Source organism: Roseinatronobacter thiooxidans, assembly GCF_001870675.1.
Classification (GTDB): Bacteria; Pseudomonadota; Alphaproteobacteria; order Rhodobacterales; family Rhodobacteraceae; genus Roseinatronobacter; species Roseinatronobacter thiooxidans.
In genome coordinates this window covers 18,560-33,507 of record NZ_MEHT01000046.1, presented here as the reverse complement: position 1 = coordinate 33,507, position 14,948 = coordinate 18,560, and the positions used below count along the sequence as shown (strand labels likewise).

Genomic DNA, 14,948 nt, shown 5'->3' with positions numbered 1-14,948 from the left:
GATGCCAGATATAGGGGCGGCGCGGGCCAAAGGCCAGTCAGGCCAGCAAGTCTGCCTTGCTCATGCTGAAATTCGACGCGATCCAACGCTCCTCCAGCCTGCGCAACCCTGCGCCCAGCTCAGGCCCTTGCAGATGCGGCAAATCCTGTGCGCGCAGTGGGAATCGGGCCGCCGCCCCACGCGCGATGCAAGCCTGCCAATCGGGCGGCAGGGGTGTTTCAAACAAGGCCGCGCGCGCCAGCACGACATTGCGTGCAAGCCCCGCGCCCATGCGATAGGCCATTTCACCCGCAGGCACCATCGCGGACAGGGCCGCGCGCATCTTGTCCATATCACGCCCCTCGCGCCGGGTCAGGCGTAGATGGCCTGCCTGCCCGCCCAGCACCAGCAAACGCCGCAGCCAGTCGGGGCCAATGCCGTCTTCCAGATGCACAAGCACCGCCAGCCCCTCTGCCTGCGCGCCGGGCAGCACATGCACCAGCGCGCCGCATTGCGCCATGGCACAGACTGCAGGGGCAGGGTCTGGGGCAGAAAGCAGTTTTCGCATCTCCGCCCCGATCCGCTCGGGCGAGAGGCGCGCCAGCCCGTCAACCCCTGCCGCACACGCCGCCAGTGCATCGGCATCCAACCCTTGCGCGGCATCGCCATATTGCGCGTGAAAGCGGAAAAACCGCAGAATGCGCAGGTAATCTTCGCGGATACGCGCGCCCGCATCGCCCACAAACCGCACCCGCCGCGCCTGCAGATCAGGCAAGCCCCCCAGCGGGTCCAGCACAGTACCATCTGCGCGCGCATAAAGCGCGTTCATGGTGAAATCGCGCCGCGCGGCATCTTCTGCCAGATCACTGGAAAAGGCGACAGTGGCATGGCGGCCATGGGTTTCCACATCGCGCCGGAAGGTCGTCACCTCGAACCCTTGCCCCGCGAGTACCAAGGTGACAGTGCCATGCTCTATGCCCGTTGGCACCGCCCGCAATCCGGCCCTCTCGGCGAGTGCCATGACCATTTCGGGCCGCGCATCGGTTGCGATGTCGATATCCGTCACCGGCACGCCCATCAGCGCATTGCGCACGCACCCGCCCACGACCAGCGCCTGATGCCCTGCATCTGCGATCAGGCGCATCACCTGTTGGGTTGCGGGGGCGTGCAGCCATGCGCCCGCTATCTGCATGGCCCTGTCCTTTCGGCCAGCCCGCGCAGAATGCGCGCTGTCGCCCCCCAAATGTAATACGGCCCCCAAGGCACAATGTAGTAATTGCGCCAAGTGCCGCGCCAGATCCGCCGTTCCACCCGAAAGCGGGCAGGGTCGGTGACATGGGCAAGGGGGGCTGCAAATATCTCGGCCACTTCGCCGGGGTCGGGGCGCGGGGTGAAGTCGCGCGTGATCTCGGCCAGAATGGGGGTGACCATGAAGCCGGTCACGGTTTCATGCGCAGGCAGCGCGCCGAATACTTGCACCGCATCGCGCGGAAGGCCGATTTCTTCTTCCGCCTCGCGCAAGGCGGTGGCGACAAGATCCGCATCGCCCTTGTCCTGCCGCCCGCCGGGAAAGGCGATCTGGCCGGGGTGATTGCGCAGATGCGAGGCGCGCTTGGTCAGCACCAGACGCGGGCCATCAGGCGTGCGCGACACCCCCACCAGCACTGCCGCAGGCCGCAACACGCGGTTTTCCGGCAGCACAAACCCGGGGTTCAGGTCGAAATCACTCGACTCTTGCCAAGGTTTCGCAAGCGCCGCGCGCAGGTTTTCGATGGGGTCAATCGTCATTGCCTCGGGCCTCGAAGCCCAGAGTGACAGGGTCCATGATGTAATGTGCGCCGCAGAACTGGCAATCTGCGGTAACTGTGCCTTCGGGGGTGGTCATGGTGGAAATGTCCTTGGCCGAATAGATCGACAGGCTTTGGCGGACCTTGTCTTCGGAACACGAACAGCCGAAATGCACCGCTTGCGGGTCAAAGACGCGCGGCGCTTCTTCATGGAACAGGCGCAACAGCAATTCGGGCGGCTGCACATTGGGGCCGACAAGTTCCAGCTCCTCGACCGTGTCCAGCAGCAGATTGGCGCGCGACCAGTCTTCTGCAATGCCCTCTGCTGCGCGCGGGCTGGTGCCCGAGGCTTGCGGCATATGTTGCAGCATCACCCCGCCCGCGCGCCATTTTTCGGGCTGGCCGGGCAGAATAGTGCGCCCGAAGCTTAACTCGAACCGCGTTGGCAATTGCTCGGACTGGTCGAAATACGCCTCGGCGCAATCGGAAAGCGAGGTGCCTGCAATCGGCGTGATGCCCTGATAAGGCGTCATATCGGGGCCTTGATCGATGAGAATGGCGAAATAGCCCTTGCCGATCTGCTCGAATGCGGGGCCATCGGGGGCCACGCGGTCCTTGTCGTAACTGGCATAGGCGCGGATGCGCGCAGGCGCGCCGTCCTCGGTGGGGGCGTAGTAATCGGTGGCGATCAGCCGGATCGGGCCGCTGCCACGCACTTGCACCGACAAACGCCAGCGCAGTTTGATTGTCTGGCCGATCATCGCGGTCAGAAGGGCGGCTTCGGCCACCAGAGCCTCGACCGCAGGCGGATATGTGTGGCGGGCAAGCACGCGTTCCAGCGCGGTATCCAGCCGCGCGACCCGCCCGCGAATATCGCTGCGATCCAGCTGGAATGGCAGGACGGTATCATCCCAGGCGATCTGTGCGCCGAAGCTCATAAAACTATTCCTTGTCTTGGCAGGCAGGGTTTGCCGCATGTCTGGCCCCTCCATATAGGAAGTTCCGCCCAAGGGCCAAGTGTGATCGGGTGCCTGACGTGCCACGGCCTGTGGTGTGTCTGGTCAGACCAAGCGCTTTGGGGCCGCGCGGCATATGGGTGCGCCCGCCGATGGCCCTTGTGACATGCTGACAGGCCAGCGCCCATGCGCCGCGCTGCTATAGGGATGGGGCAGGGCCAATGGCCCGCATGAGATATGGTTAGGCCAGAGCCTATGGGCTGTGCAGAATATGGGCAGACCAGCAGTTATGATACGCCCAGCACATGGGTGCCAGAGCCTATGAACCGGGCGAAATACTAGCAGGCCGGTGCCCATGGCCCTTGTGACATGCTGACAGGCCAGCGCCTATGCGCCGCGCTGCTATAGGGATGGGGCAGGGCCAATGGCCCGCGCAGCATAAGGGTGGCCCAGAGCCTATGGGCTGTGCGGAATATGGGCAGACCAGCAGTTATGATACGCCCAGCATATGGGTGCCAGAGCCTATGAACCGGGCGAAATACGAGCAGGCCGGTGCCCATGGCCCTTGTGACATGCTGACAGGCCAGCGCCCATGCGCCGCGCTGCTATAGGGATGGGGGCAGGGCCTATGGCCCGCATGAGATATGGTTAGGCCAGAGCCTATGGCCCGCGCGACATTTTGGGCGGAGGCTCATGGCCCGCGCCGCCTATCGGGGGCCGATCCAACGGCCGCGCGGCATTTGGTCTGTCCAATGCCTATGGCCTGCGCAACTTATGGGGAAAGCCATCGCCCATAAACCGCGCTGCATATGGGCAGGCCAGTACCTATAGCTGCCGCCATATACAGGGGGCCGATCCAACGGCCCGCGCGGCATTTGGTCTGACCAACGCCTATGGCATGCGCAACATACGGGGGCCAGCCACCGCCCATAACGCGCGCTGCATATGGGCAGGCCAGCGCCGATGGCTTCCGCCATATACAGGGGTCCGAGCCTGTGGTCCGCACAAAGCGTGGTTACGCCAGCGCTTATCGTCCGTATGAAATAAAGGCAGGCCAGTGCCCATAGCCCGCGCGCCAGACAGGCAGCCGAGTGCTCACGGCCCGCGCGGCATACGGACCAAGGCGGCCGCCACCGTGCGGCGATCATTTGCACAGCACAGCACAGCTGCGCGCCATGTCCGGTGCAAGGGGTTTTGCCACTTGCGCGCTTTGCATCGTCCTATGTGCCTGCATGTTTGTGTCACCAACGCCTTGCACTGCGCTGCCAGTGCGTCACGTCTCGACCGGCACCCCCCGATAATAGCGCGGTGGCGCGTTCGGTGCCTGCATGGCGTGATTGAATTCAAACAACGCGCCCGAGACATCATCCTCGAACTCGTCTTTTCCCGACCAGTGCAGCAACTCCCATTTCAGGGCGTCAACAAATTCCACACCTTTGAGATGCGCCAGCTTCGCCAGCGCAGTTTTCAAACCCTCCTCGCCAAATTCCTCGGCATGCTGATTGGTGCATTCGGTTATGCCATCGCTATACAAAAGCAACCTGTCCCCGGGCATCAACTGCGCCTCTATTGTGGCGAAACTTGCATTGGGGATCAGCCCGATGGGCAGGCCGCCTTCGCCGATATACTCTATCCGGCCATCGGCGCGCTGGATGACAGGATGCGGGTGGCCCGCCTGAACCAGCCGTAACCTGCCGGTGCGCAGGTCAATATCGGCATAAACAACTGTAAGGTAGGTTTCTGTGTCAAACTCCTCCAGCATCAGGTCATTAATCCGCGCGGCGACCTCATGCGGGGCGCCCGCGCGGGGTTTGCCGGTGCCCGGATCACGGATCAGCACGATATTCTGATGATGCTCGCCGCCAGAGAACAGCCCCGCCACCCGCGCGCCCAGCATGGCGGCGGCCACCCCGTGCCCCGAGACATCTATGGCATAAACCCCGATCCGCGCGGTCGAGATGATGAATGTGCCAACCATATCCCCCCCGACATGCCCCGAGGATTGCAGCAACAACGACAGCGTGTTGCCTTCAAAATTGTGCTGGCGCTTGCGGATCAGGGATTGTTGCAGCCTGCGCGCTTCCATCAGGTCACGGTCAAGGGCATCATACAGGTTTTGCAACTCTTCAAGCGCGGCGCGCACCTCTCGCTCCATCGCCAGCAAGCGTTCGCCTGCAGTGATTCGCGCGCGCAATTCCACAGGGGAAACCGGCTTGGGCAGAAAATCATCTGCGCCGACATCCAGCCCCTCGGCCACAGCGGTCTTGTCATTTTTCGAGGTCAGCAAAATGAAATAGCTGTAGCGGTCCCCCTGCATGGCACGAAAGGCGCGGCAGAATTCCAGCCCGTCCATTTCCGGCATCATCCAGTCCGACAGAATCAGGTCGAAATGCTGTGTGCTGCATGCCTCCAGCGCGTGCAGGCCGGACCCGGCCTCATGCGTCCGGTACCCCCACCCTTGCAGATGTTTGGCAAAGATCAGACGCTGCGCGCGACTGTCATCGACGATCAGCGCGACTTTTTGCGCATCGGGCCTGATTGTTGGTTTCGTCACTTTGTGCGGCACGCGTTTGAACCCGTAAATTATGAACCAGTTACACTCTGTCGCACACAGGTCTCGCAGAGTTTTCTTAAGTAACAGTAAAGGTGCAGGGCTTTGTCACAGGCGCGTGGCAGGTAACGGAATCTTAGCAGTTACATGGCATTTTGCAGGGAATTGGCAGAAAGGACGGAGAATGATTGACTGGGCGCATGTCGCGGGCCTTTGCGCAGATTTCGGCGAAGAAGAGTTCGCCGAAGTGGTCGCGCTGTTCATGGCAGAGGTGCAAGACGGGCTTGCGCGGCTGGCCATGGCCGACACGCCTGATGCGCACCGGCTGGCGTTTCATTTCCTGAAAGGGGCGGCGCTGAATCTGGGCTTTCTGGACATGGCCGCGCTGACATCGGCAGGTGAGGAGAACGCCACGCGCGGCACGGATTTCCGCCAAGAGAAAGAACAGGTTCTGGCGCTGTTCCCGCCAGCCTGCACCCAGTTTGAACGCGAGTGGCGGGAGAAGACAGATGCAATCCGGCAATGAAAAAAACCGCGCCCTAGATCACAAACCCCGCGATCACCTCATCATCGGTGATATCGGTAAATTTGAACCCTTGCGCCGACATGCGGTCAAACAGGCTGTCGAAATTTTCGGGCCGTATGGTTTCAATCCCGATCAATACTGTGCCAAAATTGCGCGCGGTTTTTTTCAGATATTCAAACCGCGCAATGTCATCTTCGGGGCCAAGCGTTTCCAGAAAATCGCGCAAGGCACCCGGGCGTTGCGGCAGGCGCAGCATCAGGTATTTCTTGGTGCCCATATGACGCATCGCGCGTTCCTTGACCTCTGGCAGGCGCTCAAAATCAAAATTCCCGCCCGAAGTCAGGCAAACCACGGTTTTGCCTGCGATCTGCGCGGCAAGCGCAGGCAGCACATCGACCGACAGCGCGCCCGCAGGTTCCAGCACAATTCCTTCGACATTCAACATTTCCAGCATGGTGACGCAAATGCGGTTTTCCGGCGCGATCAGCAGGTGGTCGGGGTTGATCTGGTGCAGGTGCTGAAAGGTGCGCGCGCCGATCCGCGCGACCGAGGCACCGTCTACAAAACTGTCCAGCTGGCCCAGCGTGACAGGCGCGCCCGCGCCCAGGGCCGCTTGCAGGCTGGCCCCGCCCAGCGGCTCGACATAGCGCAGTGCAGTGGTGGTGCCGGTGTCGGACATGTAGCGCGTGACCCCCGCGCTCAGCCCGCCACCGCCCACAGGCAAGATCACCATATCCGGCGCGTGGCCCAGCTGCGCCAGCATTTCAACGGCCACGCTGGCCTGCCCCTCGATCACGTCATCATCATCGAAGGGCGAGAGGAAATGCGCGCCTTGCGCGGCACAATAGGCCTGCGCCGCCGTCAGGGCTTGGTCGAAAATATCGCCCACCAGCGTAATCTCGACATGAGTGCCGCCAAAGGTGCGCGTTTTCATGATCTTTTGCGCAGGCGTGGTCACTGGCATGAAGATCGTGCCCTTGACCCCGAAATGCCGGCAGGCAAAGGCCACGCCCTGCGCATGGTTGCCTGCACTGGCACAGACAAAATGGCGCTGGCCGGGATGGGTGGCAAGGCGCTTGCGCATGGCATTGAACGCACCGCGTATCTTGTAGCTGCGCACCGGGCTAAGGTCTTCGCGTTTCAGCCAGATATCCGCGCCAAACCGCTTGGACAAATGGTCATTGCGGGCCAGTGGCGTGGCCTCGAACACATCGCGCATCGCGGCAGTGGCAGCGCGCGCGGCTTTGGCAAATTCGCTCATGTCGCGGCCACCCAGGTTTCAAGCTGCAACCGGATCGCCTGCGGCATAGGTGCGGATGTCCGGGTCTTGGGGTCGAAAAACACCTCGACCAGATCATATGTTGCGTGCAGCGCGCCTGTATCGGCATGCAGCATGCGCAAATGAAAGGTGCAGCTTTTGGTGCCCAGCCCCTCGACACTGCCATCAATCACGATCAGATCGCCTGCTTGCAATTCCTGCACAAAGCGCGTGGTCGCCTGCGCTGTGACCAGATGCACCCCATGATTGGCCAGCATCTCGCGGTAGGCCAGCCCCAGTCGCGTCCATAAGTGATAGGTCGCATCGTCGAAAAACGGCGCGTAATGGCGCACATTCATATGCCCGAAATGGTCGTGGTGCCACGGGTGCACCACCCCGCGCAAAAGCTCCAGCCGCTTGCTCATGGCGCTATCCCCTGTTCACTCTGTCCCTGATACCAGTCGCCAGACAAGAAACGCAACTGCCGCGAAGGGCAGGCTGCGCCCGACAATGAAGATACGCCATGACCACCAGCGGCTTTTGGCCCCCAGCGCATAGACCACGCGCGATGGCGGCAGCACCCAGCACAACAGCCCCGCCCCGATGATGCCAGAGGCAATGATGACATTCGTGCCGCCGAACTGGTCCAGAAAATCCAGAAACGGCATGCCTGCCACAGTCAGTTGTACGGGGCTGAAACTTAGCGCCGAGGGCAGGCCAAGCCCGAACATCAGCGCCGCAGTCAGCCCCACCGCGCGCGCATTGGACAGGCGCAATTCTTCGGCAAAGGCCGCGACAATCACCTTAAGCCCTGCCAGACAAATGGAAAAAGCGGCCGCAAAGAACATGCCGAAAAAGGCAATCGCCAGCCAGATGCCAATCTCCATCTCCTCAAACACGCGCGGCAGGGTCGAGAAGGCCAGCTCGCTGCCTGCGCCGGGGTCCATCCCGTAGGAAAACACGAAGGGAAAGATCATCCAGCCCGCCATCAGCGCGATTGTCGTTTCTGTTGCAGCAACAATCAGGGTTGCGCGCGGCACATTGGTCTTGCGCGGGATATAGCTGCCATAGGTGACCAGATAGCCCTGACCAATCGCCAGCGTGTAAAACGCCTGCCCGAAAGCGAAGAACCACAATTCCGGCGCGCGCAGGGCGGCTGCGTCCCATGTTGTCATGAAGGCCACCGCCTCTGACCAGCCGGGCATGGTGGCGGCCACGCCCACCAGCGCGGCAATCATCAGCACCAATAACGGCATCAGCAGCTTGGACAATGCCTCGATCGCGCGCACCCCGCGCAGCAGCACAAGCCCCGCAAGGGTGGTGACAATCAGGAAATACCAGACAGAATTATAGCCTGCGGTGAAGTCATCGAAATCCTGCAATTCCAGACGCAGCGCATCAACCGCATATCCCAGCGTCCATCCGGTGATGACCAGATAATAGCTGGTGATCACAATGGTCAGCACCACAACCGCCCAGCCATAGACAACACCCAGCCGCGTGGCCCCGCGATAGGTTGTGACAACAGACCCCTGCCGCAAACGCCCTGCCGCCACTTCCAGCATCATGATCGGCATGGCCACCACAACCAGCGCCAGCAGATAGGCCACGATAAACGCAGCGCCGCCGTTTTCGCCCACCATATAGGGAAACCGCCACAGATTCCCCAACCCCACTGCGGCGGCGGCCATGGAAAAGACAAAGGCCGGCTCGGATGACCATTGTTTGCGGTTCTTCTTCGGGTCCAGATGTCGTTCGTCCATGCCCCAGACCTAAGCAGGCGCGCGCGCGTTTCAATCGCGCCCCCTTGCCCAGCGGCGGCAAAGCCAATAGACGAATGCAAAATCGCAGTCTGTGACCGGAGTCCCCATGACCAAAGCCCCAAAGAAAGTCGTGCTTGCCTATTCGGGCGGGCTGGATACCTCGATCATCCTCAAATGGCTCAAGACCGAATATGACTGCGAAGTGGTCACTTTCACCGCCGATCTGGGGCAGGGGGAAGAGTTGGAGCCTGCGCGCGCCAAGGCCGAAATGCTGGGCGTCGCGCCAGAAAATATCTATATCGAAGACCTGCGCGAAGAATTCGTGCGCGATTTCGTCTTCCCCATGTTCCGCGCGAATGCCTTGTATGAGGGGCTGTATCTGCTGGGCACCTCGATCGCGCGCCCGCTTATTTCCAAACGACTGGTCGAGATTGCCGCCCAGACTGGGGCCGATGCGGTTGCGCATGGGGCCACCGGCAAGGGCAATGATCAGGTGCGGTTTGAATTGTCAGCCTATGCGCTGAACCCCGAGATCAAGGTGATCGCGCCTTGGCGCGAATGGGATCTGACCTCGCGCACGCGCCTTCTGGAATTCGCCGAGGCCAACCAGATTCCCATCGCCAAGGACAAGCGCGGCGAAGCGCCCTTCTCGGTAGATGCAAACCTTCTGCACACCTCCTCCGAAGGCAAGGTTCTGGAAGATCCGGCAGTGGATGCGCCCGATTACGTCTATCAGCGCACCGTCAACCCCGAAGATGCGCCCGACCAGCCCGAGATTATCGAGATCTCCTTCGAGAAAGGCGACGCAGTCGCCATCAATGGGCAGGCCATGTCGCCTGCCACGATCCTGACCGAACTCAACACCTATGGTGGCCGCCACGGCATCGGGCGGCTGGATTTCGTGGAAAACCGCTTTGTCGGCATGAAATCGCGCGGCATCTATGAAACGCCGGGCGGCACCCTGCTGCTAGAGGCGCATCGCGGGATCGAACAGATCACCCTCGACAGTGGCGCGGGCCATCTGAAAGACAGCCTTATGCCGCGCTATGCGGAACTCATCTATAACGGCTTCTGGTTCTCGCCCGAACGCGAGATGCTGCAAGCCTTGATCGACAAATCGCAAGAACATGTCAGCGGCACAGTGCGCTTGAAACTCTACAAAGGCCATGTGCGTACCATCGGGCGCTGGTCCGATCACAGCCTGTATTCCGAGGCCCATGTCACCTTTGAAGAAGATGCAGGCGCCTATGACCAGAAAGATGCGGCAGGTTTCATCCAGTTGAACGCGCTGCGCCTGAAGCTGATTGCCGCGCGCAACCGTCGGGTTAAGTCCTGACAGGGCCCATTTTCTTGCCCTAAATACTCCCGCCGGAGGCACGCTTGCCTCTGGCACCACGCCAGACCGAGGGAGAGCCATGACCAGACCCGTCGTTTTGTGCATTCTTGACGGCTGGGGCCTTGGCCCCACGCCCCAAGCCAACGCTGTGGCCCTTGCCCGGACCCCCAACTTCGACCGCGTGATGCGCGCGTGTCCGAATGCCACGCTTGTCACGCATGGGCCGGATGCGGGCCTGCCGACAGGGCAGATGGGCAATTCCGAAGTGGGCCATACCAATATCGGCGCAGGCCGCGTGGTGGCGATGGACTTGGGCCAGATCGATCTGGCCATCGAGGATGGCAGCTTCGCCCAAAACCCTGCACTTTTGGGCTTTGTTGAAAAACTGCAAGACACCGGCGGCACGGCACATCTGTTTTCAGTTATTTCGGATGGTGGTGTTCACGGCCATGTTGCACATTTGAAAGCGGCTTTGGGGGTATGTGCGGCCGCGGGTGTGCCTGTGGTGGTCCATGCCATCACCGATGGGCGTGATGTCGCCCCCAAAAGTGCGGATCGTTTCATGGCGGATGTGCAAGGCACATTGCCCGAGGGGGCCAAAATCGGCACAGTGATCGGGCGCTATTGGGCAATGGACCGCGACAATCGCTGGGACAGGGTGGAACGCGCGTGGCGCGCGATCATGCGCGGCGAGGGGGAGGCCGCCCCGACCGCTGTTGAGGCGGTCGCGGCAGCTTATGCGCGCGGCGAAACCGATGAATTCATCGCGCCCACAATCGTGGCGGGGTATGGTGGGGCCAAACCCGGCGACGGGCTGTTTTGCCTGAATTTCCGCGCCGACCGCGCGCGCGAAATTCTTGCCGCCCTTGGCGCGCCCAGCTTCAACGGGTTTGATCGGGGCACCCCGCCCAACTGGTCGGCGCTTTTGGGCATGGTCGAGTATTCCGAGGCCCATAACGCATTTATGGGCACAGCCTTTCCCAAGCGCGAGATCGTCAATACGCTGGGTGCATGGGTCGCGGCCAAAGGTCTGCGCCAGTTCCGGCTGGCCGAGACCGAGAAATACCCCCATGTGACTTTCTTCCTTAATGGCGGCAAGGAAGCGCTTGAGCAGGGCGAGGATCGGCACATGCCGTCCAGCCCCAAGGTTGCCACCTATGACCTGCAACCCGAGATGGCCGCGGCGGAAGTGACCGCCAAACTGGTCGAGGTGATCGGGCAGGGCTATGACCTGATCGTGGTGAATTTCGCCAATCCCGACATGGTGGGCCATACCGGCGATCTGGACGCCGCCAGCCGCGCCTGCGAGGCCGTGGATGCAGGGCTTGGCGCGGCGCTGGAGGCGCTTGACAAGGTTGGGGGTGCGATGCTGCTGACAGCGGATCATGGCAATTGCGAACAGATGCGCGACCCTGAAACAGGCGGGCCGCATACTGCGCATACGCTAAACCCCGTGCCGGTGGTGCTGATCGGCGGGCCAGAGGGGGCAGGTCTGCGCGATGGGCGGCTGGCCGATGTCGCGCCAACCCTTCTGGCGCTCATGGGGCTGGATCAGCCGCCAGAGATGACAGGCGAAAGCCTGATCATCCGATGATCCGTCGGGGGCTTGCGGCTCTTGTCTGTGTGCTGTGGTCCGGCGCGGCCATGGCCGATGTGGCTGACCGCGCCCTGACTGCCGCGCGCGCATTGGAAGCGGCAACAGCGGCCATGCAGGCCGCCACAGGCGGGCGCGACCAGATATCGGCGCTGGGCCAGACCATTCAGGCCTATGAAGACGGGCTTGTTGCCCTGCGCGACGGGTTGCGCGATGCGCAACTGCGCGAGGGGGCGCTACAGCGCGCCTTTGCTGCGCGCAGCGAAGAACTGTCGCGCCTGCTCAGCGTGCTGATGGCAACCGAGCGTGTGGATGAAACCGTCGCCTTGCTGCACCCCCAAGGCGGGCTGGAGACAGCGCGCGCGGCCATGCTGCTGGGCGAACTGACCCCGCCACTGGCGCGCGCTGTGACCGAATTGCGCGACGAGCTGGATGATTTGCGCGCCTTGCGCCGCGCCCGCCAATACGGGTTCCTTGCGCTGGAACAGGGGCTAGAGGGCGCGCAGAACGCGCGTGTGGCGCTGGCGCAGGCGGTGGCAGAGCGTGGACCCCTGCCCAAACGGCTGGTCGAAGAACCAGAGCAACTGGATTTTCTTGCCCGCAATGCCGCAACACTTGAAGAATTCGCGCAAGAGTTGGCGCAGTCTTCCGCAGTGTCGGACAACCAAACCGCCGCCACGTTCCAAACAGCCAAAGGCACGCTATCGCCCCCTGTGCGCGCGACCATCCTGCACCGCTTCAACCAGCCGGATGCGGCAGGGATCGTGCGCCAAGGTCTGGTGCTGGCAACCGCCCCGGATGCGCTTGTAACCGCGCCTTGGTCTGCCACTGTGCGCTATGCCGGCCCCTTGGCGGGGCAGGGTGCTGTGGTGATCCTAGAGCCTGCCGAGGCGGTCTTGCTGGTGCTGGCAGGGTTGGAGAGCCTTTTGGTGTCTACGGGCGAGATTTTGCCCCTTGGTGCACCGCTGGGCAGCATGCCAAGCGGACACAGTCCCGAGATAACAACTGGCAGTCGTAGCCAAACACTCTATTTTGAGCTTCGAGAAGGTGGCAACCCCATTGACCCAGAGCCTTGGTTCGCATTCAGTGGGGGCTGAACAGGGTGAGAATAAAATGCGCGCCGCCCATGCGGGCTTGCGCAGGATAGGATGGCGGGATGAAAAGATTTGTAATGGCGGGCCTTGGTGGCATTGTTGGCGGTGCCCTTCTTGCGACGCAGGTGGCAGGGCCGCTTCTGGCGCAGGAACGTGTGCGCGCGACCAATGTCTATGAACAGCTTGATCTGTTCGGCGATGTGTTCGAGCGTATTCGCAACCAATATGTCGAAGAGCCTGACACTGCAAAGCTGATTGAAGCTGCCATCAACGGCATGCTTATGTCGTTGGACCCCCATTCCGGCTATATGCCCCCCGATGATTTTGACGATATGCGCACGCAGACCCGCGGTTCCTTCGGGGGGCTGGGGATCGAGGTGACGCAGGAAGATGGCTTTATCAAGGTTGTGACGCCGATGGATGGCACCCCCGCCGATCAGGCAGGGGTAGAGCCGGGCGACCTGATTACCCATGTCGATGGCGAGTCGCTGATGGGTCTGACACTGGCGCAGGCCGTTGACATGATGCGCGGCCCTGTCGGGTCCGAGATTATTGTGACGATCCTGCGTGACGGTGTGTCGGAACCGTTCGACCTGTCGATCATCCGCGACACGATCCGCTTGCAAGCCGTGCGTGTGCGCACCGAGGGCAATATTGTCGTGCTGCGCGTCACCACGTTCAATGAACAGACCTTCCCCAACCTGCGCGATGGGCTGAATGACGCCATCGAGGAATTGGGCGGAATGGACAGCCTCGGCGGTGTGGTGCTGGATATGCGCAACAATCCGGGGGGGCTGCTGACACAGGCGATCCGCGTCTCTGATGCGTTTCTGGAACAGGGCGAGATCGTCTCGACCCGCGGGCGCGAAGATGGCGCGGGCGAGCGGTTCAATGCCCAAGCCGGTGATCTGATCAATGGCAAGCCGCTGGTGGTGCTGATCAATGCGGGGTCTGCCTCGGCTTCGGAAATTGTGGCGGGTGCGTTGCAAGACCACCGCCGCGCGATTGTGGTAGGTACACGCAGCTTTGGCAAAGGGTCGGTGCAGACTGTCATGCCGCTGCGCGGCGATGGGGCGATCCGTCTGACGACATCATTGTATTACACCCCCTCGGGCCGGTCCATTCAGGCGCTGGGCGTCTCGCCCGATATTGTGGTGGAACAGCCGCGCCGCCAGCCGATCGAGGATGGCGAGGAGGCGACCCCCCCGCGTACCCGGTCTGAAAACGACCTGCGCGGGCGGTTGGACAATAACGACATGTCCGAAGATGAACGCCGCCAGATGGAAGAGGAACGCCAGCAGGCGGAAGATGTCGCGCGGCTGCGGCAGGAAGATTACCAATTGGCCTATGCGCTGGATATTCTGCGGGGGCTGACTGCGTTGAACGGCCAGAAATGACCCCTGCCGCCATAGCAGCGCTGCCCTACCGCCCCTGTGTCGGGATCATGCTGATCAATGCACAGGGGCTGATCTTCGCCGCCCAACGCATCGACAGCCCCACGCCCGCATGGCAAATGCCCCAAGGCGGGATTGATGAGGGCGAAAACCCCGGCGTGGCGGCCCTACGCGAGTTGGAAGAGGAAATCAGCGTCACGCCCGATCTGGTGGCCCCCTTATCCGAGACGCGCGACTGGCTGGCCTATGACCTGCCGCCAGAGATTGTGCCGAACATCTGGAACGGGTGTTACAAGGGCCAGCAGCAACGATGGTTCCTGATGCGGTATCTGGGCGATGACGATCAGATCAATATCCAGACGGCACATCCCGAATTCTCGGAATGGCGCTGGATTGCGGCGGATGAGATGCTGGGCGCCATCGTCCCGTTCAAACGCCAGATTTATGCACAGGTGATTGACGAGTTCCGCGACTGGCTGGCGTGATGCGCGCTTGACGCATGATGCCGATGCCCCCAAGTTCATCAGCAAAATCGATAAGCGTTTGATTTCATTTGGGCCGAATGGCCAAAAATGTTACAACAAGAGCGCTGTCAGCTGGGTTTCGGCAGGTTGAGTGTTTCGAAGAGGTCCATTTGCTCCGGTGTGGTTTTGATGGTTCTGTCGCAAAGATTTTCAGCTTGCTGGTGGAGTCGCTTCATCGGTATTGTT

The 14,948-nt window shown here is 61.7% G+C and carries 14 protein-coding genes; 7 read left to right on the top strand and 7 right to left on the bottom strand.

The genetic code is table 11. The features are described 5' to 3' along the window. Positions 1 to 37: 37 nt before the first annotated feature. The 3 genes from BG455_RS15840 to hslO are packed head-to-tail and all read right to left on the bottom strand — an operon-like array spanning position 38 to position 2,704. Complete coding sequence (locus BG455_RS15840) at positions 38 to 1,171, bottom strand: CCA tRNA nucleotidyltransferase (protein ID WP_071470991.1); 1,134 nt, start codon at positions 1,169 to 1,171, stop codon at positions 38 to 40. After that, positions 1,162 to 1,767, bottom strand: coding sequence for a CoA pyrophosphatase (locus BG455_RS15835; protein ID WP_071470990.1), 606 nt, complete (start codon positions 1,765 to 1,767; stop codon positions 1,162 to 1,164). The genes BG455_RS15840 and BG455_RS15835 overlap by 10 nt, the downstream gene beginning before the upstream one ends. Further along, positions 1,757 to 2,704 (bottom strand): Hsp33 family molecular chaperone HslO, encoded by a 948-nt coding sequence (hslO, locus tag BG455_RS15830; RefSeq protein ID WP_071470989.1) that lies wholly within the window; start codon positions 2,702 to 2,704, stop codon positions 1,757 to 1,759. Before hslO ends, BG455_RS15835 begins: the two co-directional genes overlap by 11 nt. A 407-nt stretch (positions 2,705 to 3,111) precedes the next feature. Here hslO and BG455_RS15825 point away from each other — a divergent pair, with 407 nt between their 5' ends. Next, positions 3,112 to 3,333 (top strand): hypothetical protein, encoded by a 222-nt coding sequence (locus BG455_RS15825; RefSeq protein WP_143079946.1) that lies wholly within the window; start codon positions 3,112 to 3,114, stop codon positions 3,331 to 3,333. A gap of 662 nt (positions 3,334 to 3,995) precedes the next feature. Here the strand turns inward: BG455_RS15825 and BG455_RS15820 are convergent. Continuing rightward, the gene (locus BG455_RS15820) at positions 3,996 to 5,276 is read right to left on the bottom strand and encodes a PP2C family protein-serine/threonine phosphatase (protein WP_245735571.1); all 1,281 of its coding nucleotides are present in this window, start codon (positions 5,274 to 5,276) and stop codon (positions 3,996 to 3,998) included. Positions 5,277 to 5,457: 181 nt separating this feature from the next. Here BG455_RS15820 and BG455_RS15815 point away from each other — a divergent pair, with 181 nt between their 5' ends. Continuing rightward, the gene (locus BG455_RS15815; RefSeq protein WP_071470987.1) at positions 5,458 to 5,799 is read left to right on the top strand and encodes an Hpt domain-containing protein; all 342 of its coding nucleotides are present in this window, start codon (positions 5,458 to 5,460) and stop codon (positions 5,797 to 5,799) included. 13 nt (positions 5,800 to 5,812) lie between these two features. Here BG455_RS15815 and ilvA read toward each other — a convergent pair whose 3' ends face one another. The 3 genes from ilvA to BG455_RS15800 are packed head-to-tail and all read right to left on the bottom strand — an operon-like array spanning position 5,813 to position 8,820. Continuing rightward, positions 5,813 to 7,060 carry a threonine ammonia-lyase IlvA gene (gene ilvA / locus BG455_RS15810; RefSeq protein WP_071470986.1) on the bottom strand — a complete coding sequence of 416 codons (1,248 nt, stop codon included), beginning with the start codon at positions 7,058 to 7,060 and terminating at the stop codon, positions 5,813 to 5,815. After that, positions 7,057 to 7,482, bottom strand: coding sequence for an acyl-CoA thioesterase (locus tag BG455_RS15805; protein ID WP_071470985.1), 426 nt, complete (start codon positions 7,480 to 7,482; stop codon positions 7,057 to 7,059). Before BG455_RS15805 ends, ilvA begins: the two co-directional genes overlap by 4 nt. A gap of 15 nt (positions 7,483 to 7,497) precedes the next feature. Beyond that, positions 7,498 to 8,820 carry a sodium-dependent transporter gene (locus BG455_RS15800; RefSeq protein ID WP_071470984.1) on the bottom strand — a complete coding sequence of 441 codons (1,323 nt, stop codon included), beginning with the start codon at positions 8,818 to 8,820 and terminating at the stop codon, positions 7,498 to 7,500. A gap of 106 nt (positions 8,821 to 8,926) precedes the next feature. Here BG455_RS15800 and BG455_RS15795 point away from each other — a divergent pair, with 106 nt between their 5' ends. The 5 genes from BG455_RS15795 (at position 8,927) to BG455_RS15775 (ending at position 14,723) form a co-directional block, all read left to right on the top strand. Then, positions 8,927 to 10,156 carry an argininosuccinate synthase gene (locus BG455_RS15795; protein ID WP_071470983.1) on the top strand — a complete coding sequence of 410 codons (1,230 nt, stop codon included), beginning with the start codon at positions 8,927 to 8,929 and terminating at the stop codon, positions 10,154 to 10,156. Positions 10,157 to 10,235: 79 nt separating this feature from the next. After that, positions 10,236 to 11,750: a 2,3-bisphosphoglycerate-independent phosphoglycerate mutase gene (gene gpmI / locus BG455_RS15790; protein WP_071470982.1), complete on the top strand. Its 1,515-nt coding sequence runs from the start codon at positions 10,236 to 10,238 to the stop codon at positions 11,748 to 11,750. After that, positions 11,747 to 12,847 carry a murein hydrolase activator EnvC family protein gene (locus tag BG455_RS15785; RefSeq protein WP_071470981.1) on the top strand — a complete coding sequence of 367 codons (1,101 nt, stop codon included), beginning with the start codon at positions 11,747 to 11,749 and terminating at the stop codon, positions 12,845 to 12,847. Before gpmI ends, BG455_RS15785 begins: the two co-directional genes overlap by 4 nt. A 59-nt stretch (positions 12,848 to 12,906) precedes the next feature. Then, positions 12,907 to 14,241 carry a S41 family peptidase gene (locus BG455_RS15780; protein ID WP_071470980.1) on the top strand — a complete coding sequence of 445 codons (1,335 nt, stop codon included), beginning with the start codon at positions 12,907 to 12,909 and terminating at the stop codon, positions 14,239 to 14,241. Next, a complete protein-coding gene (locus BG455_RS15775; RefSeq protein ID WP_071470979.1) occupies positions 14,238 to 14,723 on the top strand; it encodes an RNA pyrophosphohydrolase in 486 nt (161 codons plus the stop codon). The genes BG455_RS15780 and BG455_RS15775 overlap by 4 nt, the downstream gene beginning before the upstream one ends. The last annotated feature ends 225 nt before the right edge of the window (positions 14,724 to 14,948 follow it).